Source organism: Enterobacter sp. MEB024 (genome assembly GCF_030209635.1).
Taxonomy (GTDB): domain Bacteria; phylum Pseudomonadota; class Gammaproteobacteria; order Enterobacterales; family Enterobacteriaceae; genus Enterobacter; species Enterobacter ludwigii.
This window is the reverse complement of sequence record NZ_JARVRQ010000016.1, coordinates 21,286-41,055: the sequence shown is the minus strand read 5'-3', so window position 1 is coordinate 41,055 and position 19,770 is coordinate 21,286. Positions and strand designations below refer to the sequence as shown.

Annotated in this window: 21 protein-coding genes; 6 read left to right on the top strand and 15 right to left on the bottom strand. The window is 56.4% G+C overall.

What is annotated here, in order from left to right:
* Position 1: 1 nt before the first annotated feature.
* The 3 genes from QRN24_RS21865 to QRN24_RS21855 form a co-directional block, all read right to left on the bottom strand.
* On the bottom strand, positions 2-520 hold the full coding sequence (locus QRN24_RS21865) for a DUF6622 family protein (RefSeq protein ID WP_068794940.1): 519 nt from the start codon (positions 518-520) through the stop codon (positions 2-4).
* Positions 521-605: 85 nt separating this feature from the next.
* The gene (locus QRN24_RS21860; RefSeq protein ID WP_014171291.1) at positions 606-1,787 is read right to left on the bottom strand and encodes an aminotransferase-like domain-containing protein; all 1,182 of its coding nucleotides are present in this window, start codon (positions 1,785-1,787) and stop codon (positions 606-608) included.
* Positions 1,788-1,853: 66 nt separating this feature from the next.
* Entirely contained in the window at positions 1,854-2,762 is a 909-nt protein-coding gene (locus tag QRN24_RS21855; RefSeq protein WP_059306477.1) for a LysR substrate-binding domain-containing protein, read from the bottom strand.
* Positions 2,763-2,859: 97 nt separating this feature from the next.
* Here QRN24_RS21855 and QRN24_RS21850 point away from each other — a divergent pair, with 97 nt between their 5' ends.
* Entirely contained in the window at positions 2,860-3,462 is a 603-nt protein-coding gene (locus tag QRN24_RS21850) for a short chain dehydrogenase (RefSeq protein WP_063925511.1), read from the top strand.
* Here the strand turns inward: QRN24_RS21850 and QRN24_RS21845 are convergent.
* The 5 genes from QRN24_RS21845 to QRN24_RS21825 all read right to left on the bottom strand — a co-directional run bounded on the left by QRN24_RS21845 (position 3,456) and on the right by QRN24_RS21825 (position 8,237).
* Positions 3,456-4,190 (bottom strand): class I SAM-dependent methyltransferase, encoded by a 735-nt coding sequence (locus QRN24_RS21845; RefSeq protein WP_150342910.1) that lies wholly within the window; start codon positions 4,188-4,190, stop codon positions 3,456-3,458. The two genes, QRN24_RS21850 and QRN24_RS21845, sit on opposite strands and share 7 nt — an antisense overlap.
* Before the next feature lie 73 nt (positions 4,191-4,263).
* Positions 4,264-5,262, bottom strand: a complete 999-nt coding sequence (locus QRN24_RS21840) for a transketolase family protein (protein WP_014171295.1) — start codon at positions 5,260-5,262, stop codon at positions 4,264-4,266.
* A complete protein-coding gene (locus tag QRN24_RS21835) occupies positions 5,262-6,107 on the bottom strand; it encodes a transketolase (protein WP_020883879.1) in 846 nt (281 codons plus the stop codon). The genes QRN24_RS21840 and QRN24_RS21835 overlap by 1 nt, the downstream gene beginning before the upstream one ends.
* Positions 6,108-6,119: 12 nt before the next feature.
* Positions 6,120-6,869, bottom strand: a complete 750-nt coding sequence (locus QRN24_RS21830) for an SDR family NAD(P)-dependent oxidoreductase (protein WP_032680432.1) — start codon at positions 6,867-6,869, stop codon at positions 6,120-6,122.
* 36 nt (positions 6,870-6,905) lie between these two features.
* Positions 6,906-8,237: an MFS transporter gene (locus QRN24_RS21825; RefSeq protein ID WP_032678819.1), complete on the bottom strand. Its 1,332-nt coding sequence runs from the start codon at positions 8,235-8,237 to the stop codon at positions 6,906-6,908.
* Positions 8,238-8,518: 281 nt separating this feature from the next.
* On the opposite strand from QRN24_RS21825, the gene QRN24_RS21820 reads away from it, so the two are divergent.
* Entirely contained in the window at positions 8,519-9,439 is a 921-nt protein-coding gene (locus tag QRN24_RS21820) for a LysR substrate-binding domain-containing protein (protein ID WP_284943064.1), read from the top strand.
* A gap of 18 nt (positions 9,440-9,457) precedes the next feature.
* On the opposite strand, the gene QRN24_RS21815 is transcribed toward QRN24_RS21820, so the two are convergent.
* The 6 genes from QRN24_RS21815 to QRN24_RS21790 all read right to left on the bottom strand — a co-directional run bounded on the left by QRN24_RS21815 (position 9,458) and on the right by QRN24_RS21790 (position 17,073).
* The gene (locus QRN24_RS21815) at positions 9,458-10,837 is read right to left on the bottom strand and encodes an amidohydrolase family protein (RefSeq protein ID WP_104440310.1); all 1,380 of its coding nucleotides are present in this window, start codon (positions 10,835-10,837) and stop codon (positions 9,458-9,460) included.
* 16 nt (positions 10,838-10,853) lie between these two features.
* Positions 10,854-11,804, bottom strand: coding sequence for a carbamate kinase family protein (locus tag QRN24_RS21810; RefSeq protein ID WP_025203405.1), 951 nt, complete (start codon positions 11,802-11,804; stop codon positions 10,854-10,856).
* A 44-nt stretch (positions 11,805-11,848) separates the two neighbouring features.
* Positions 11,849-13,393 (bottom strand): hypothetical protein, encoded by a 1,545-nt coding sequence (locus QRN24_RS21805; protein ID WP_014171302.1) that lies wholly within the window; start codon positions 13,391-13,393, stop codon positions 11,849-11,851.
* An 11-nt stretch (positions 13,394-13,404) separates the two neighbouring features.
* Positions 13,405-14,820 (bottom strand): YlbE family protein, encoded by a 1,416-nt coding sequence (locus tag QRN24_RS21800; protein WP_014171303.1) that lies wholly within the window; start codon positions 14,818-14,820, stop codon positions 13,405-13,407.
* Positions 14,820-16,361: an acyl-CoA synthetase FdrA gene (gene fdrA / locus QRN24_RS21795; protein WP_284943063.1), complete on the bottom strand. Its 1,542-nt coding sequence runs from the start codon at positions 16,359-16,361 to the stop codon at positions 14,820-14,822. The genes QRN24_RS21800 and fdrA overlap by 1 nt, the downstream gene beginning before the upstream one ends.
* A 106-nt stretch (positions 16,362-16,467) precedes the next feature.
* Complete coding sequence (locus tag QRN24_RS21790) at positions 16,468-17,073, bottom strand: ankyrin repeat domain-containing protein (protein ID WP_047366136.1); 606 nt, start codon at positions 17,071-17,073, stop codon at positions 16,468-16,470.
* Positions 17,074-17,393: 320 nt separating this feature from the next.
* Between QRN24_RS21790 and QRN24_RS21785 the strand changes: the two genes are divergently transcribed.
* Positions 17,394-18,323, top strand: a complete 930-nt coding sequence (locus QRN24_RS21785) for a LysR substrate-binding domain-containing protein (RefSeq protein WP_020883871.1) — start codon at positions 17,394-17,396, stop codon at positions 18,321-18,323.
* On the opposite strand, the gene QRN24_RS21780 is transcribed toward QRN24_RS21785, so the two are convergent.
* Complete coding sequence (locus QRN24_RS21780) at positions 18,320-18,478, bottom strand: YqaE/Pmp3 family membrane protein (protein ID WP_032678825.1); 159 nt, start codon at positions 18,476-18,478, stop codon at positions 18,320-18,322. The genes QRN24_RS21785 and QRN24_RS21780 overlap by 4 nt on opposite strands.
* A gap of 179 nt (positions 18,479-18,657) precedes the next feature.
* On the opposite strand from QRN24_RS21780, the gene QRN24_RS21775 reads away from it, so the two are divergent.
* The 3 genes from QRN24_RS21775 (at position 18,658) to QRN24_RS21765 (ending at position 19,747) form a co-directional block, all read left to right on the top strand.
* Positions 18,658-18,957 (top strand): ArsR/SmtB family transcription factor, encoded by a 300-nt coding sequence (locus QRN24_RS21775; protein WP_020883869.1) that lies wholly within the window; start codon positions 18,658-18,660, stop codon positions 18,955-18,957.
* A gap of 9 nt (positions 18,958-18,966) precedes the next feature.
* Entirely contained in the window at positions 18,967-19,488 is a 522-nt protein-coding gene (locus tag QRN24_RS21770) for a rhodanese family protein (protein WP_284943062.1), read from the top strand.
* Positions 19,489-19,567: 79 nt separating this feature from the next.
* Complete coding sequence (locus QRN24_RS21765) at positions 19,568-19,747, top strand: GDFGVC terminal motif YodC-like protein (protein ID WP_014171310.1); 180 nt, start codon at positions 19,568-19,570, stop codon at positions 19,745-19,747.
* The last annotated feature ends 23 nt before the right edge of the window (positions 19,748-19,770 follow it).

Below are 19,770 nucleotides of genomic sequence, written 5' to 3'. Positions count from 1 at the left end.
GTTACTCAGCCGGTTGCGGTGCGCTGCTGAGATATACCCCTACATAGCGCGTAAACTTCCCGATAAAGACCCCGGCAAATACCCCGCCGGAGACTATCGCCAGCGCGCTCATGGCGGACTGTTGCAACGCCTGGGGAGAGAGGGCGTTCATCACCCCCAGCACGTATTTCACACCAAATGCCAGCATCATAAACGGCAGTGCCGTGTAGTCCGGCTGGCGATAAAGGGTGCGCGGCGCGTCGGTGCGGGTGATGACCGTCTGCTTAATCAGCACATACCCCAGCGTCGCGCCCGCCACAATCCCCGCAACCCAAAGGGCCACCGTCGCGAGAGTAAGATCGCGATAGACCACCAGATCGTAGATATCCCAGATAAGAAAGATGGCAGGAATGATGGCCAGCTTTTCCAGCGTAACGGTGGCAGGCTTACGGGCGTTGAGGCCACGGGAGACGAGAAAGATAAACAGGACCCACACCCAGACGGGGGTGTGCGTGAGGATACCGATCAGAAATTCAAACATGGGATTCACCATGAACGCTTGCGGCGCTGGCCGCACTGCACAAGTAATGCGCATAACAGCACAGGTGCCATTATGCGCAGGTCTGTTACAGCGATTTTTTCAGGCGACGAACCGCCTCTTTCAGCTCTTCATCGGTTGGCGTGACAAACGACATGCGCAGCGTCGTATGGTCTGGCTCATTACAATAGAAGAACTCACCCGGCACAAAAACCACGCCGTTGCTTAACGTTTTTTCCAGCCAGCGCGTGGTGTTGATGCCATTGTTCATTTTGGCCCACAGGAACATTCCACCCTTCGGCTTATGGAACGTCATGACATCACCCAGTTCCGCCTCCAGTTCATTTGCAAAGGTCTGGTATTTCTGGCGGTAGGCTTCACGGATCATTTTAATCTGATCGGCCAGACGACCGGTTTTCAGGTACTCGTAGGTCATCAGCTGTGACAGCGTGCTGGTGTGCAGATCGGTGGTTTGCTTGAGATTAACCACCGCGCGTTTCAGCCACTCCGGTACCAGCACCCAGCCCACACGAGTGCCCGGGGCGAGGATTTTGGAGAAGGTCGAGGTATAGACGACGTTCTCTTCATTGCCGATATCTTTGGCATGGGCAATTAACGGGCGGAACACTTCATCGGTATAATTAATTTCGCTGTACGGATCGTCTTCGATAATAACGAAGTCATAGCGCTTCGATAATTCCACCAGCTGTTTACGACGCACCTCAGAAAGCGTTACCCCACCCGGGTTACCAAATGTCGGAACAATATAAACCGCCTTGATGGTTTTATTCGCCACCAGTGCTTCAAGTTCATCCACTTTCATTCCGTCGCCATCGGTGCCCACGGATTCAAATTTGGCCTGTGCCAGACCAAATACCTGCAGTGCCGCGAGATACGTTGGACGTTCGACGACGACGGTATCGCCCGGGTTAATTAACGCCCGCGCCAGCACGTCGAGAGATTGTTGCGAACCGGACGTAATGACCACGTCATCGGCCTTGCAGGCGATCCCACGGCCTTCACAGATGAGCTTAATTTCTTCACGCAGCCCCGGGATGCCTTCGGTCAGACCGTACTGAAAAGCTTCACCAAAATGCTGTGATAATACGGCATCAGCGGCAATTTTCAGGCCTTCATGATCGAACAGTGCAGGGTTAGGAATACCGCCACCCAGCGAAATCACCCCGGCCATTTTGCTATGTTTTAATAATTCACGGATGGCAGATGATTGCAGGCCCTGTGCGCTGCTGGCGAGTTTATTCACAGACATTCTTTGCTTACCTTCTTTTTTTATAATGTGCCTAATCTTAGTAGCATAAGTCTGCGGCTTTGATAATTACTTTTCTTCAACTGCATGGCCGAAATATTCCGCGCCCTGCAGAATATGCGCGACAAATTGCGTGAGCTTGGGTAGCGGACGTAAATCCTGGCGCCACAGCAAATGTACCGGTCGTGGCGCAGGCGTGTAGTTCTCCAGCACCTGCACCAGCCTGCCGCTCGCCAGCTCTTCCGCCACCAGCACTTCGGGTTGCAGTAATAATCCCGCCCCCGCTCTCGCCGCCATCCGTAGCCCATAGCCATCGTTGCAGCGCAGAATGGCATCGCGCTTCCAGCGCATCTCGCCTTCAACCCCCGGTAGCCGCCATTCGTTACGTGCGGTCCACACCGTGTGTGACAGGCAGAGATGATCCGCCAGATCGGCAGGCGTTCGCGGCGTGCCGTAACGCGCCAGATACGCCGGGGCCGCGCAGATCACCATTCGGTACGGGCAGAGGTATTTCGCCACCAGATCGTCGTTATGAATGTCACCGATGCGAATGGCCAGATCGACCCCTTCATCCACCAGATCCACCATCCGGTTGGTCAGATCCAGCTCCACGCGCACGTCCGGGTAGCGCTGCAAAAAGGTCGCGGTGAGGGGGGCAATCACACAACCGCCAAACGAGGTGGGCGCCGTGACCCGCAAGGTCCCGGCTGGGGCGGCACGCAGTCGCTCAACCGCGCTTTCGGCGATAGAGACTTGCTCCAGCACCCGCTTCGCCTCGTCGAAATAGACCCGCCCGGCATCCGTCAGACTTTGACGCCGCGTGTTTCGCTCCAGCAGCCGGGTACCGAGATGAGACTCCAGCAACGCAATGTACTTCCCCACCATCACCGCCGACATCTCCAGCCGGCCTGCCGCGCCGGTAAAACTGCCGCTCTCAACGACAGCAATGAAGGTCTCCATGCTGCGAAGCTTATCCATATTCCAAACCCCTGGTTAGCAATCCTCTAACTTTAGCCCAGTTTATCTGAGTTTTGATTTATTAAAGAATGAAGGCTCACAACCTAAGGAGTCAGCTATGAAAATCGTGATTATTGGTGCCAGCGGTACGGTCGGTCGTGCGGTAACAGAAGAGCTGAGCCGTCGCCACGACGTGATCCGCGTGGGTCGCACGCAGGGCGACTACCAGGTGGATATCACCTCTCAGGCAAGCGTCCAGGCATTGTTTGAAAACATCGGTGCGGTGGATGCGATTGTCTCTGCCAGTGGCGGCCTGCACTTCGGCCCGCTCGCGACCATGAAAGACAGCGATTTCAACCAGGGCTTGCAGGATAAGCTGCTGGGACAGGTTCGTCTGGCGTTGACCGGCCAGCATTATCTCAACGAAGGCGGCTCCATCACCCTGATAAGCGGGATCGTGGCGCATGAGCCTATCGCTCAGGGGGTGAATGCCACCACGGTGAACGCCGCCCTGGAAGGGTTTGTCCGCGCTGCGGCCTGTGAACTCCCGCGCGGGATCCGCATCAACCTGATTAGCCCGACGGTGCTTACCGAATCAGCGGAAGCGTACGATGGCTTCTTCCCGGGCTTTGAAAGTGTTCCCGCCGCAACGGTGGCGCAGGCCTATCGTCGCAGCGTGGAAGGGGTGCAGAATGGACGAGTGTATAAAGTGGGTTACTGAGCCTTAGCGGCAGAAATCAGGACCAGCATCGGACGTTCCGCCTCTTCGGCCAGCGCGGGCCAGGCATCAATTTGTGCCTGCGTTGGTCCCCATTCGTTCACTTCCGTTATTGTCAGCCCCGCCTTAATAAGCGCATTGAGCGTGGTACCGAGCGTACGGTGGTATTTGATCACCCCGTCTGCCAGCCAGTTGCTGACGCGCTCGCCCTCATCCTGATAGCGATTAACGCCCCAGAAACGCTCGCCGTTGTCGTCGGTCAACCAGCCCTGACGTGAGGCGCAGGTGTAAATCGGATGTTCCATTGAAAAGACGAGGCTGCCACCGGGTTTAAGCGCCCGCCGGATTTTCTCAAACAGGGTCTCCAGCGCCGGCAGGTAGTGCAGCGCCAGTGAACTGTAGATCAAATCAACGCTGTGCTCAGGTAACGCCAGAGATGCCAGATCGCTGCGCTGATAGTGAATTTTCGCGTCATCCGTCAGTTCAGCCGCCCGGGCGAGCATCTTTTCGGAGAGATCAACACCGGTCACTTCTGCCGCCCCCAGCGCGCGTGCAGCGCGACAGAACCAGCCGTAACCGCAGCCAAGATCGATAACTGACTTGCCGGATAACGGTGGCAGCATGCTTTTCAGCGCAGGCCATTCCGGTGCGCCGTCCAGACCCTGCACCGAACGCGGTAGCCGGGCATAGCCTTCAAAAAACGCCGGGTTGTCGTAGATGTTTTGTGCCATGACGGACTCCTTTATCGCAACAGAGGCGAGGGTAAAACACCCCTCGCCCGTTGACAACATACCCGTCTGAAAATCAGAGCCTGCGCCGGATCTTCTCCACCATGGCGGCAGTCGAAATCCCGTAACGCGCGTGAAGGGTCGGTAGCGCACCCGCATCAAGGAAAGCATCCGGCAACGCAACGGTGTCAAAGTCGACGTTAACGCGATGGCGCATCAACAGCGACGCCACGGCTTCACAAAGCCCGCCAACGCTACTGTGGTTTTCAGCCACAATAACCAGACGTCCGGGTTTCGCGGCTTGCGCCAGAATGGTCGCTTCATCCAGGGGCTTAATCGTGGGTGAGTGAAGTACCGCCACGCTGACATTATCCTTGCGCAACTGCTTTGCCGCCTCCAGTGCGCGCATGGTCATCAGCCCTGAGGCGATAATCAGCACATCACTGCCCTCTTCCAGCAGCGCGGCTTTGCCTATTTCAAACCGATAATTGTACTGATCCAGCACCACCGGGACCTTACCGCGTAACAAACGCATATAAACCGGTCCTTCGTGGCTGGCAATGGCAGGCACCGCCTGTTCGGTGTCAATCGCATCGCAAGGATCGATAATGGTCATGCCCGGAATGCCGCGCATGATCGCAATATCTTCCGTTGCCTGATGGCTTGGCCCGTAGCCGGTGGTCAACCCCGGTAGCGCGGCGCAAATCTTGACGTTGAGGTGTTCCTCAGCAATGACCTGATGAATAAAATCGTAGGCACGGCGGGTGGCGAACACGGCATAGGTGGTGGCAAAGGGAATAAAGCCCTCTTTGGCCATCCCACCTGCCGCCCCCATTAACAGCTGTTCCGCCATTCCCATCTGGAAGAAACGGTCAGGGTATGCCTGGGCAAAGATATGCAGGTCGGTATATTTCGACAAATCTGCCGTCATGCCGACAATGTTCTGACGCTGAGCCGCCAGTTTCACCAGCGCGTGGCCAAACGGCGCGGCCCGGGTTTCCTGCCCTTCCTCTGCAATCGAGGCAATCATGGCGGAGGTGGTTAAACGCGGTTTATTTTCGACGGGCTGGCTCATTACAGGACTCCTTCTGGTTTATTCGCATCGAGCACGGCGAGCGCCTGTTGCCACTCATCGGCATCCACGCGAATAAAATGGTTCTTGTCACGCTGCTCGAGGAAAGGCACGCCCTTGCCCATCAGCGTGTCGCACAAGATGACGCGCGGCTGTTGTTCGGGATAGCGTCTGGCATTATCAAACGCCGACACCAGCGCGGGGATATCGTTACCGTTAACGCGTTGTACATACCAGCCAAAGGAGGTCCACTTATCTTCCAGCGGCTCAAAACCGAGGATGTTATGTGAATTACCGTCCGCCTGTTGCCGGTTAATGTCCACCAGCACAATCAGATTCGAGAGCCCATGATGCGCGGCTGACATGGCGGCTTCCCAGGTTGAACCTTCGTCCAGCTCACCGTCAGACATGGAGTTAATTACCCACGCCGTGCTCTGTTTGTGTTTCAGCCCCAGCGCCATTCCCACACCAATGCTGAGTCCCTGCCCCAGAGAACCGCCGGAGATCTCCATGCCGGGTGTATACGTTGCCATGCCGGACATCGGCAGGCGGCTGTCATCCGAGCCGTAGGTTTCAAGTTCCTCTTCAGGAACGATCCCCGCCTCGATCAGCGCCGCATAATACGCAATGGCGTAATGTCCGTGGGAGAGCAGGAAGCGGTCGCGGCCTTCCCACTCCGGCTCCTGAGCCCTGAAGGTCATACCGTGCGCAAACGCAGTTGCCAGCACGTCGGCATAGCCCAGCGCCTGACCGATATAGCCCTGACCTTGTACTTCGCCCATTCGCAGCGCGTAGCGGCGAATGCGCCACGCGGCCGCGGCAACCTGTTGAACTGTCGTATTCGTCATTCTCGTCTCCCCTTAATGGATCAGCATGCCGCCGTTCACGTCGAGCGTGATACCGGTGGAATAAGAAGAGAGATCGCTGCCCAGGAACAGCGCGGCACGGGCAACATCCTGTGCATCACCAAGACGGTTGAGCGGAATACCCGCCAGAATGGCGGTTTTCATCTCATCGCTCAGCTTGCCAGCGGTGATGTCCGTCTGGATAAGCCCCGGGGTGATGCAGTTCACACGCACGTTATCCGGCCCAAGCTCACGGGCCATGGCTTTGGCCAGCCCCAGCACGCCGGCTTTTGCAGCGCTGTAGTGCGGGCCGCCAAAAATACCGCCGCCGCGCTGTGCCGAAACTGAAGAGATACAGACAATGCTGCCGGACTTCTGCGCGCGCAGAGTGGGAATCACCGCCTGGGACATCAGCAGCGTACCGCGCAGGCTGACATCCAGTACGGCATCGTAATTGTCGCGCTTAATATCCATCAGTTTGAGCGGCTGGGTTATCCCGGCGTTATTCACCAGAATGTCGATGCGCCCATATTGACCCAGAACCTGCTCAATGGCTGCGTTCACCTGCAACTCGTTGCTGACGTTTGCCGCAAGCCCCAGATGCCCTTCACCCAGACATGCAGCCGCACGCTGGCTGGCCTCGGTATCTAAATCAATAATGACCACTTTCGCGCCCTGCTCGGCATATAATTTTGCCGTGGCGAAACCCAAACCGCGCACAGAAGCCGCGCCGGTAATCACGGCGACTTTATCTTTCAGAAGCATATATTTACTCCAGTATTGTAAGAGAGGTTTTATTTATTACTTCGGTTCTTCCAGCAAGATAATCATGACTAATCCAATTGCTGCGCAAATACCGAAATAAATAAAGACAGAATTAAAGCTTCCAGTTTTATCCAGCAGATAACCTGCCAGCATCGGCGAAACAAATCCGCCGAGATTACCGCCGCTATTAATAATTGATGCGGCGATGGGATACGTTTTGCTGTCCGCGACGGCCATTCCATAAGCGGTGAAGGCGGGCCAGCCTATATTCAGACAGAGACCAACAAAAAAGAGGCCGACACAAACCGCAACGGTGCTTTGCGGGATATTCAGCATGATGACCATCATCAGTACGGTGCTGATGGCTGTAAACATCATGGTCGGTTTACGCCTGCGCCCGAGCCATTTATCGGAGACATAGCCGCCAAAAATCGCGCCGATAAAACCGCCGATACACGGCATACTCGCGACGAGGCCCATGCTCATGAACGTAAAGCCTTTTTCTTTCACCAGATAAAGCGGTATCCAGGTCAACAGGCCATACAGCACGCTGACCATCATGAAGTAGGCCACACAGTCACCGAGAATATTTTTCGATGTGAACAGACCTTTTACCGTGCTGATGGGCGACAGATCCCGTACGCGAATCAGACGGTCAAGGCGGGAGAAGCCGGGGGAAATCACGATATTTTCCCGTCTGGCATCCGGTGTCGCCTGACCTGCGGTAATGGTCTCCAGTTCGGCCTTTGACACGAAAGGGCTCTCGGAAGGCCGGGTACGTACCAGTAAATACCACAGGACAGCAATGACCAGCCCCGGAATAGCAAAAGAGAAAAAGACCCAGCGCCAGCCCCAGGTCATGGCAATCCACACTGCCAGCGGCGGCACCAGGATGGGGGCAAACATGGTGGCAGCAATATAGACGCCGGTCGCTGTGGCCTTCTCTTTTGGTGGAAACCAGTTATTGATCGTTGATGCCAACCCCACCGGGCATGGCCCCTCGGTTAACCCCAGCCCCAGGCGGATAAACTTCAGGCCCAGCACTGAGGTCGCAGTCCCCATCAACCAGGTAAACGCCGAGAAGCCAAATATCGACAGCGCCACCATCCCGCGAATGCCTTTTTTGGCGATAAAAAAGCCCGCCGGTATTTGGCTCAGGGCGTATCCCAAAAAGAACATACTGGCGATCGCACCGGCTTCGAAATTATTGATATGAAACTCGTCGATGATAAAAGGAAGTACAGCACCAATATTTGTTCGGTCGGCATAGTTAATGGCATACACAATAAAAATTAATGCCAGCACAACGAAACGGTAATTGGTTTTCTTTGTCGCTATGTAGGGGGCAACTTGTTCTATACGAGACATGTTTTACCTCATTATTCGAACAACGTGAGTCGTTTTATTTATGCGTTCAACGTCAATATATCGGCTATCGAACGAAACACCATTCAATAAAACTCATTTATTGCTGAGATAAATTTGATACGCGATGCAGGTCATAAAAATAAAATGTAACTCTCATCAATATTCATCGATAAAACACTGTGAACAGGATCATGTTTAATCCATTCAGCCGGGTAAAAATTGCTGACGCGATGCCGCAATGTTATGTTTTTTAAAATTGTCTCGTTTAAAAGGAGTGGGCCATGCCCGCGCAGGATCGCCAGACCCTCCCCATACCCTCACTGCGAAATATTCAGTCCTTTATCGCCGTGGCCAACTCTCTCAGTATCCATCTGGCAGCCGAACAGCTTAACGTCACCGCGTCAGCCGTCAGTCATCAGATCGCCTCGCTGGAATCCTGGATGGGGAAGAAGTTATTTATCCGCAGCGGCAAAGGCGTGACCCTGACCCCGACGGGGGAAAAATATCTGCGCGACGTCTCCGCAGCGATGAGCGCCATCGGCCGTGCAACCGAACAGGTGATGAAAGAGGCCGATAATCCGGTATTGCGCGTTCACTCTTCACCAACGTTTGGCCTGACGTGGTTATTGCGCCGGCTCGGCAAATTTCGCAGTGAATACCCGGATATTACGGTCAATCTTTCCTGCTCCTATGAGAACCTGCAGTTTGCACGCGATAACATCGATATTGATATTCGCCACGGCATCCCGGACTGGGACGCTTACAGGGTCATGACCATTAAAAACGATGCGCTGGTGGTGCTGGCCTCACCGGCATATCTGCGTGCACATCCCGTCAACACGCCGCAGGACCTGCTTTCACAGGCGCTTATCTCGTCGACCAGCACCCTGGTCAACTGGGAAAAATGGTTTGCCTGGCACAATATCGACCGCCCCTGGCTCAACTTCAGCCTGAGTTTTGATCGTTCTTACATGAGCTTTGAAGCCGCGCGCATGGGGCTGGGATTTATTCTGGAAAGCAAGATGATGGCCACCGATCACCTGAACGATGGCTCCCTGGTGCAGGTGCTACCAGATGAAACGGGGATCGCCATTAATGCGCATCATCTGGTGATGCCGCACAGGAACGAGCGCACCTGGAAGATCCAGCAGTTTGTTGAGTGGATTGATCGCGAGCTGCGTCTGTCGGGGTATCACCTGTAGCAATACCCCGACGTGGCGTCAGGAGACGGTGCCCCACACAAGATGGCCCTTATGGAAGGTCGCGGTGCGCGGTGAAATCCGCGCCACGGCCTCGGCGGAACAAGAAGCGTCCACCAGCACAAAGCTGGCATCGTCCTGCGCTTTTGGCCACACGCGCTCGCCTTTGTCGTTCAACGGCAGCACATCACCGGTGGCGATACCCAGCGCACGGGAGAGCGTCTGTTCATTCGGGCGAATATAGAGCTGGGCGTAAAGATTGGCTTTTTCCAGCATATCGCCCAGCCCATACGGCGACCAGTGGTCAATGACGCTGTCGGTGCCGGTCATGACGAACACCCCCTTGTCACGGAGTTGCTTCAGCGGCATATGCAGGGTGCCAATCGGCACCGTAGAGGCAATGGTCACCTGCTGCGCCGCCATGCGGGTGGCGATTTCATCGACCTGCTGCTCGTTGAGCGTGGCCAGCGCGAAGGCATGGCTGATGGTCAGCTTGCCCTTCAGCGCGGGCGTTTTCTCCACGGTCTCTACCATGTAGTTCACCGCCGCGACGCCTGCCGGGCTGGTTTCATGCAGGTGGATGTCCACCCCTTTGTCATAATCCAGCGCAATCTGGAACATCGTGTCGAGGGATTTTTCCATCGCACCGTCCACGTTAGTCGGATCCAGACCGCCCACGTAGTGTGCGCCAGCCTGCATGGCCTCGCGCATCAGCGTTTCGGAGTGCGACAACAGCAAGCCGTGCTGCGGGAAGGCGACAATTTCACAGTCAAACCCCGGCTTGCGGCGCGCTAAGACGGCCTGGAGATTTTCCAGATTCTTCAGGCCGGATGTCGGCTCAATATTGCAGTGGCTGCGGGCGAGGGTGGAGCCTTTCGACTGGATCAGATCGATAAGCTTTTCCGCACGCTCCTGCGTGTAGGGCTGTAACTCTGGCAGCAATTTTTGTTCAAGACGGATCATGTCCTGAATGGTCGTGCCCGCCGGGCGGTTAAGGGAATGCCAGGGACCGCCGTAAAAGGTTTTATCCAGGTGAATATGCATGTCGCGCATCGCGGGCAGCATCAGCTTACTGCCTGCATCATAGTGTGGCAGCGTGGCATCGGCATGGCTTTTGTTATCACGCAGGGCGACAATTTTGCCGTCATTAATTTCGAGTGTTTTCAGCTCGGTGCGGGTGCTTGTCGCCACGCCGCCGTCAACGTTGAACCCGGCCTCCAGCAGCACGTTATCCAGGTAGTAGTGTCTGGCGGTAATGTTCATGGTTTTGCCTGTCTCACAACGTGGTTTCGCAGTCTCTGCAGCATACGCGACGGAGCCAGTGGTGCCAAACAGGGCGCAGGCGGTAACCATTTTGCCGCTCTGGCTAATAAACTCGCGTCGGCTTTTATTCTCACTCATCTTCTCTTCCTTTTACTTACGCATTCACAATGTGGGTACCGGTCTCACCGCGCAGCGCCGCAGGCAGGCAGTCCGGCGAGGTGATGATCACGCGCTTGCCGCCGTCGTTCAGAAACGCCAGCGAGGCGACGATTTTCGGCAGCATGCTGCCCGCCGGGAAGTGCCCCTCCGCCACGTAGCGTTTCATCTGCGCCACATTCACCGTATCCAGCGCCTGCTGGTCCGGCTTACCAAAGTTGATGCACACTTTCTCCACCCCGGTGGTGATCACCAGCACGTCGGCATGGATCTCGCGGGCCAGCAGCGCGGTCGAGAGATCCTTATCAATCACCGCATCGACGCTCTGGTAATCCCCCTGCGCTGTGCGCACCACCGGAATACCACCACCGCCCGCCCCGATCACCACAAAGCCTTTTTGCGTCAGGGTCTTGATAGCCTCCGCTTCAACGATACGCAGCGGCTGCGGTGAGGCCACCACCCGGCGATAACCGCGCCCGGCGTCTTCAACAAAATGCCAGTCAGGATGGGCGTGCTGGAGCGCATCACGCTGCGTCTCACTGAAAAACGCGCCGATAGGTTTGGTGGGATGGGCGAAACCCGGATCGTGTTTATCCACTTCCACCTGCGTGACGACCGTGACCGCTTTTTGCTCGCCGTGGGCGGCCATGCGGTTATTGAGCGCCTGCTGGATCAGGTAGCCGATACCGCCCTGGGTATCCGCCACGCAGTTTGCCAGCGGCGTGAGGGGTAGCCCTTCCCGCTCGTGAGCAATTTCAGCGCGGCGCAGATCCAGCCCCACCTGGGGGCCGTTACCGTGAGTGAGCACGATGTCATAGTCAGACGCCAGCATCTCCAGCACTGACTCTGCAACCAATTTCACGGCCTGTGACTGGTGTTCAATGGACTGACTGGCGTTATCTTTGATAATGCTGTTGCCGCCAATGGCAACGACCATGAGCTCTTTCATAGTGTTTCCTTTGAAATGGTGCGGGGTGAGGACATCAGCCATTATCAGGACTCCGAAACCGGCGCTGCCGCGCTCACCGCGTCGCGGCTATCAAGAAAATGCTTCACCACAAACATGCCCCCCATCATCAGGTAGGCCGTGACAAACATCAGCGAACTGCCTTCGGCAAAGCCAACCACTGGCGCGTGGATCACGCCGAACAGTGCCAGCAACGCCCCAACGGCGGCGGCCACGGCTCCGCGCAACGGTTTGTTGATGATGGCGAAGATAGCGATGCAGCCCCACAGCATGCTGGCGAGCGGTGCGCCGTTACCCAGATGCACCAGTCCCTGGTAGTAGATCCCTTTGCTGTGCAGCACGTCGGTGCCAATTTTCGCCGCACTGGTCCCCGCCGCGCCCATCACGCTGTTCATCATGGTCAGCGCCCAGTTGGCGATCCACGGGAACAGGCAGATGAAGATCACGGGAACCTCCACTTTGGGCGTTTCCCTTACTACCTGGTTGGCGGTCACCACCCCGATAAACACCAGAATCGGCACGATGGCGGTCATCGGTATGATGGCGAGCATAAACGCCCCCAGCCCGAACAGCGGCACGATAAACATGGTCACACCGGAGGCCAGCGTGTAGCCAATGCTGGCCCCCATCGCTTTCCAGCCCGCGTGGCCGACGTAAACCGTCACCGGGAACGGGTTACCCATCAGACACCCGAGCATGGAGGCCAGCCCGTTTGCCAGCATCACCTTGCGGGTCGGGTACTCATCCCCCGCCGCGTGGGCGCTTTCGATGTTTTCCAGGTCAAAAATGTAGTTCGCCAGACCCAGCGGGACGGCAGAGGCCAGGTACGGTAATGCGTGTGGCAGTCCCTGCATAAAGCTGTCGACATGCACTTCCGGCGGGTTAAAGCCAAACGACGACATCGAGGCTTTGATGGCCTCCGGGCTTTGCAGACCGGAGATCCACGCCAGCGCGGTACCGGCAATCAGCAAGAGCAGGCCGGTCGGGATTTTGGCGAAGATCGGCTTTTTACCAAACCAGTTAATAAAGATCAGCAGCAGCACGATGAACGACACGGTAGGTGCCTCAAACGCCTGCAGCATCGGGTTCATCGCCAGCAGCAGCAGGCCCAGCCCGGACAGGCACGACAGCAGGACGGTACGCGGGATCATCTTGCGGATGGTTTCCCCCAGGAACGAACCGCCCGCCAGAATCATCGCCTCCACGAAGCACCACACCAGACCAATCTGGATAGCGAAATCCGCATCACCGGTTTGCTGGTAGACCGGCATCAGCACCAGAAAGGTCACGGTGAAAATTGACGGCGCGCTTGGGCCAGACGGCAGCGCGGTGACATCCGTACGCCCGGTCTGGCGCGCCATCTGCAGGCCAAACCACGCGTAGCAGACGCTCGCGACCAGCACCGCCAGCCCGAAGGCTGGCGCAATGCGTCCATAAACAATCTCCTTCGGGATGCCGACGACAAAAATGAGCAGCCCCATCATGGTCAGCAAATTGGTCAGGTTGTTGGTCATCAACCCGAAATACGCCGCCCAGTCACCTCTTTTCCACTCCAGTTTCATGTTTTTCATGGATGCATGCCTTATAAAAAGTAGCGATCGCGGAAGGTCAACAGCGCCTTTTCAAAACAGCTAAACGGCGGGTGAACGATGCCCGCCCCAATCATGCCAATACCTGCGTCTTTGTGGGCAATGGCGGTGTTAATGACCGGCAGAATGCCGCTGCCCGCGACTTTTGTGATGTCGATGGCGGTTGGAATGCCCATAAACGAGAGCAGCGGAATGGTGACGTTCGGGTTTTCGCCGAGGGTGATCTCGCGCATCTGACGGGAGAAATCGATGGCTTCATCCACCGTGCCACCCACCAGTGCCACGATCGCCGGGGCTGTGGCCATCGCAAAACCACCGATACCGTAGGTTTCGGTAATGGCGCTGTCGCCAATATCCAGCCCGGAGTCTTCCGGCCTGTAGCCCGCGAACATCGGCCCCATCACCTGCTGCGCCGGGCCGGTGAACCACTGCCCCGGCAGCCCGGAGATGCGCAGGCCGAACTCGTAGCCGTTACGCGCCATGGTGGTGACCACGGTGCTGTACTCAATACCGTGTGCGGCATCCATGGCGGCTTTACACATCGCCATCCACGTCGGGCCGGAGAAGTAATCGCTGCTGGCGACGAACTCAAACACCTCACGCTGCTGTGCCACCGGATACCCAGCCTGAATCAGCCCGGGCGTCAACGCCTGGATCAGCAGCGTGGTGCCGGCGTTGTTGCGGTTATGGCACTCGTCGCCCATGTGCAGCGCCTGGGCCAGCATCAGGCGCAGGTCGATTTCACCAATGATTTTCATGGCATCGCGCAGCATCGGGCCGAGCACGTCACGCATCCAGTTCAGGCGGTCAATAACGCTCTGGTCGTTGGCGCCCATGCGCAGGATCTTCGCCATCTGCTCGCTAAGGTTAGTGAACGCCCGGTTGCCGTAGGTTTTGTTCTCAACGATGTGCATAAACATCGATGCCGAAGTGACGCCCGCCATTGAGCCTACACAGTCGTGCTCGTGACAGGGCGAGAAGGTGATCGCCCCTGACGCCGCCACGCGCTCCGCGTCGTCGATATCGCGTGCCAGCCCTTCAAACACCAGCGCCCCGGTCACGGCCCCTTTCATTGCGCCACACATGTTTTCCCAGCTGACGGGCGGACCGGCGTGCAGAATGGTGGTGCGGGTCATGCCCGGCACGACGTTGATCGCCTGGTCGTAGCCCACCAGCACCGGATGGGACTGGATAATGCGCTCAAGGGCAATCTTATTGGCGGCGGCGATTTTGTCAGCCAGTGGCGCAAGGGCCAGCTGATCCAGCGCCTCTACTACCTGCAAGTTCCCCTGCCCCGGCGGCGTCCAGTCGAGCTGGGTCACGGGGATATGCTGCTTTTTGAGATCCGCACTGAACAGCGCGATACCGACGTTAATCACGTTCAACGGCTGGTTAAATAAGGTCGTCATCAGGCAGTCTCCCCTTTAAAGACAAATTCACGTGCCAGTAATCCGGTGTTGGTGCTGCTGCTCGCCCAGATCACCCCTGCCTCGGTCAGAAGCTGACACTGCTGTGCCAGGGACGGTGAGTCCTGGTCGGTTCCGAGCACATAGCCGAGAATTGCCAGCGGACGGTTATCGGCTTTCGCCGTCGCCTGCGCCTCTTTTATGGCCTCAAGCATCACGCCGACCGGATCCTCGTGCGCGCCAAAGCCCAGGACAAAGTCCATCACGATCACGCCCACCTCGGGGTCACGCGCCTCCTGCAACAGGCGGCTGATGCGGTTGGTCGGATCGATCATCGGGTGCGGTTTGCCGTGGGTGAAATCGTCATCTCCAAAATCAAGGAAGGTGTGGGCTTTACTGACGTTGATATCATCCAGCCGTTTTGCCGGATCGGGTTGAATGTTGCTGTAGACGTCGTCGAACTTTTCCAGCGCGGCGAACATGGCCTCATCGCACAGGGTGCCGCCGCAGAACAGGCCGCGGATGTATTTCTGCTGGGGTGTCAGCCGGGCACGCACCTCTTCGATCAGTGGCCAGTTCAGCGGATGCAGGTCGAGAGACTCTTTTTTCACCCCCGTTAACAGCACGGCCTTCAGCGCCGCCTCTTTGGTGCCACGGGCGAACTGCAGGTTGCCTTCATCAGCCGGCGGCTGATGACGACCGAGGAAACAGACCACCACCGGTTTGCGGCAGGTGCGGGCGCGGGCCAGCACTTTTTCTGCCACCGACGGCGCAGGCGGTTTAGAGATGAGGGTAATCACCTGGGTGGCGTCGTCAGCGTCCAGCATCGCGATGGCATCCAGCATCATCAGGCCACCTATCTTTTCGCTCAGATCGCGCCCGCCAGTGCCAATCAGCTGCGACACGCCGCCGCCGAATTCATGGATCCGCACGCTCAGCTCCTGGCTGCCAGTCCCGGACGCCCCGACAATACCGATCGGTCCGCGGCGCACCGCATTGGCGAAGCACAGCCCGGTACCGTTGATAATGGCCGTGCCGCAGTCCGGCCCCATCATCAGCAACCCTTTCTGGTGTGCCAGCTGCTTCAGCGCCAGTTCATCATCAAGGCTGACGTTGTCAGAGAAGAGCATGACGTTGAGATCGTTTTCCAGCGCCTGACGTGCTTCGCGGCCGGCAAACGTGCCGTTTACCGAAATCACCGCCAGGTTGCTCTCAGGACGATGGGTTTTCGCACTGGCAAGGGTGGCATAACGCGCTTCATGGCTCCCGCCGCTCTCCTTGCGGGTGAAAAGCGCTTCGATGGCTGCCAGCGTTTCGTCATTCGCCGCCTCGCCTTTAATCACGATCATTAAGTCGCCGTTTTTGGCATCCGCTAATTCCGGCGTTAATAGCCCGAGATTTTTTAATACGCCTTTGTTCATTTCTGTCGCCATAGCCACAAAAGCCTGCTCAACGCCCGGCAATTTATTGGCCCTGGTGGAAACCGACATCAATGACACCGAGTCAAAATAAGTATTCTTTTTTATGACGATTTTGGTGGGCATTATTTTCTCCTGAATGAGGATAAAAGGGGGCCGCCGTCGTGCAATAGGCACGTCGGTAAAATACTGTCTGAATGAGCGACCAGCCGGAAAAGGCTGGCCGAAAGAATTACGCGCCTGCGGCCAGCAGCAGGTCTGCTATCTGGTGGTAGCCTTTTTCCCGCGCCAGTTCGAGCGGGGTTTTGCCGTATTTATCGGTCATGTGCGGGTTTGCGCCGTTATCCAGTAACAGCTTTACAATTTCTTGCTGTTTCGCGCCGCCATCGTTGAGGACAATCGCTTCCAGCAGCGGCGTCCAGCCCACGAAGTTGGTGTGGTTGACGTTAATATCGGTTTTCTCCAGCAGCTCGCGCACAATCTCAACGTGCCCTTTCTCGCTGGCAGGCGTAATGCCGACGCCACCGAAGCGGGTCAGGCGATCAAGATCCGGGTTGGCGGGTAAAACTATCCGCAGCAGGGTTAAATCATTTGTCAGGCAGCTAATCAGGAAGGGGTTAAAACAGGTCTGATCCTGTTGATCAATATCTGCTCCGGCGGCAATTAAAAATGCCACGCAGTCATAATGCTTTTTCAGGCTGGCAATAATAACGGCCGTTCTTTTCTGGCGTTGAGTGACATTAATATCGACACCTTTTTCAAGGCAGGCTTTTAGCCCGTCAATATTGCCCTGCTCTGCCGCCAGCAAAAATTCAGTAACGAGTTCGTTCGCAGACATATTCAGACTCCCCATGATGTATTGCTCATGACCTGAGAATAGCAACAGCCTGGTGAGAAAAGAATCCGCTTAAAAATCATTCATCGACAGTCAATTCATTATTGAGTTAAATTCAACAATTCAGCCAAAATGTGCGGCCGTGCAATCTTTTACTTATGTTTTAGCGCTTTTATTCGCCTCAGGCAGCATTCTGCTTATGCCTGATGAAGCCTGACATGACGCGGCTCGACGCAAATAATCAGAACTGTGACCGCCGTCATATGCGTTGTAACAGCGCTGTTAAAATATGTTCAAAACTGATGGCTAACAGGAGCCGTAATATGAATTCCATCTTTACTGAAGAGAACCTGCTGGCCTTCACCACGGCCGCACGCTTTGGCAGCTTCAGCAAAGCCGCCACCGAGCTTGGCGTAACCACCTCTGCCATCAGTTACACCATCAAGCGAATGGAGACCGGGCTAGATGTGGTGCTGTTTGTACGCAATACGCGCAGCATTGAGCTGACCGAGTCGGGGTTTTACTTTTACCGTAAAGCGACCGACCTGCTGAATGATTTTCATGCCATTAAGCGCGGGATAGACACCATTTCGCAGGGCATTGAGGCGCGGGTCCGCATCTGCATCAACCAGCTTTTGTACACCCCACGCCATACGGCGCGGCTGCTGCAGGTGCTGAAAAAACAGTTTCCTACCTGCCAGATCACCGTCACGACCGAGGTCTACAACGGCGTCTGGGACTCCATTATCAACAACCAGGCCAATATCGCGATTGGCGCACCGGATACGCTGCTCGACGGCGGCGGCATTGATTACACCGAGATCGGTGCCATCCGTTGGGTATTCGCCATCGCGCCGGAACACCCGCTGGCCTTCGTGCCGGAGCCGATAGCCGAAAGCCAGCTGCGTCTGTACCCCAACATCATGGTGGAAGACACGGCGCACACCATAAACAAGAAGGTCGGCTGGCTGCTGCACGGCCAGGAGGCGATTCTGGTGCCCGACTTCAACACCAAATGCCAGTGTCAGATCCTTGGGGACGGGATTGGTTTTTTACCGGAGTATATGGCCCGCGAGGCGGTGGAGGACGGGCTGCTGGTCACGCGGCGAATCAATAATCCGCGTCAGGATTCACGCATGCTGCTTGCCACGCAGCATGCGGCGACCGGCCAGGTCACGCGCTGGATCAAACAGCAGTTTGGTCCACAGGGCGTGCTGACCGGGATATACAGCGATCTATTGTGGCGCGCTTAGTTTTTGCTTTGCACCCAAAACGCGTGAATAAGACCAGGGATGTAGCCCAGTAAGGTCAGAACGATGTTAATGATAAACGCCCAGCCAAACCCTTTGCCGAGCAGCACGCCCAGCGGTGGCAGGATAATAGTAAAGACAATACGCCAAAAACCCATAACGACTCCGTGCAAGCTAACCAATTGAAAATAAAAAAGAGAACATTCTCTAAGCGTAGCCAGTTTAACGGCCTGCGCCATCTCTTTATCGCCCTTTTACCCTCTTTTACGCTTTTGACACTGGCTTAATCCTCCCCATTAGTTTAGAATTTACTTAATTAAGTAAATACTAAACTAATATGACTGAACTCGAACAACTTCAGGCCAGCGCCGGACAGGCCGCAGCCCTGTTAAAAGCGATGAGCAATCCGCGTCGGTTGCTGATCCTCTGCATGCTGTGCGGTACACCGGGTACCAGCGCGGGCGATCTGGCTCGGGCGACGGGGCTTAGCCCATCCGCCACGTCACAACATCTGGCGCGTATGCGTGAAGAGGGGCTTATCGACAGCACCCGTGAAGCGCAGCGCATTCTGTATTTCATTAAAAACGATGCGGTGCATCAGCTGATCAGCACCCTGAAAAGCCTCTATTGCCCGTAAGGAGCCACCATGTCACTACCGCTCATTTCACCCCAGCAGGCCAATGCGCTCGTTTCTGAAGGTGCAAAACTGATCGATATTCGCGATCCCGACGAATATGCTCGCGAGCATATTCCCGCCGCCCAGTCCGTGCCGCTGGACACCTTACCCGGCGGGCTTGAGACGCACGCGGGCGAAACGGTGATTTTTCACTGCCAGTCTGGCGCCCGGACATCCTCGAACGCAGCCCGCCTTGCTCAGGCTGCCGCGCCTGCTCAGGCATTTATCGTTGAAGGCGGAATTCAGGGGTGGAAGCAGGCTGGGTTGATCACGCAGGAAGACACGTCACAGCCGCTGCCGTTGATGCGTCAGGTGCAAATTGCCGCCGGGCTGCTCACCCTGTGCGGGGTCGTGCTGGGCTTTACGCTCTCCAGCGGCTTTTTCCTGCTGAGCGGCTTTGTGGGGGCCGGGCTGCTGTTTGCCGGGCTGACCGGGTTTTGCGGAATGGCGAGACTGCTGAAAGTGATGCCCTGGAACCGGCGTACCTCGTAAGCAGTAATCGGTGAAATACGCTGTACCCGGCATCAGACGTGGGCTAAGGTGAAGATCATTGAAACGATGAGGAGGTAGTATGTTTTCTGTCGGTGATTATGTGCAACCGCGTAAAGGCGGCCCAAAACTGAAAGTACTCGAAGTGAACGGCGATAGCGTTGTGGCGGTTCAGGCCAGCAATGAGCAAGGCGAGAAATTTACCCTGAAGGCCGCAGACCTGGCCCTGTATACCGAAGAGGGTGATTTCGGCGTCTGCTAAACAGGCAACCGGGCGGTGTCTTC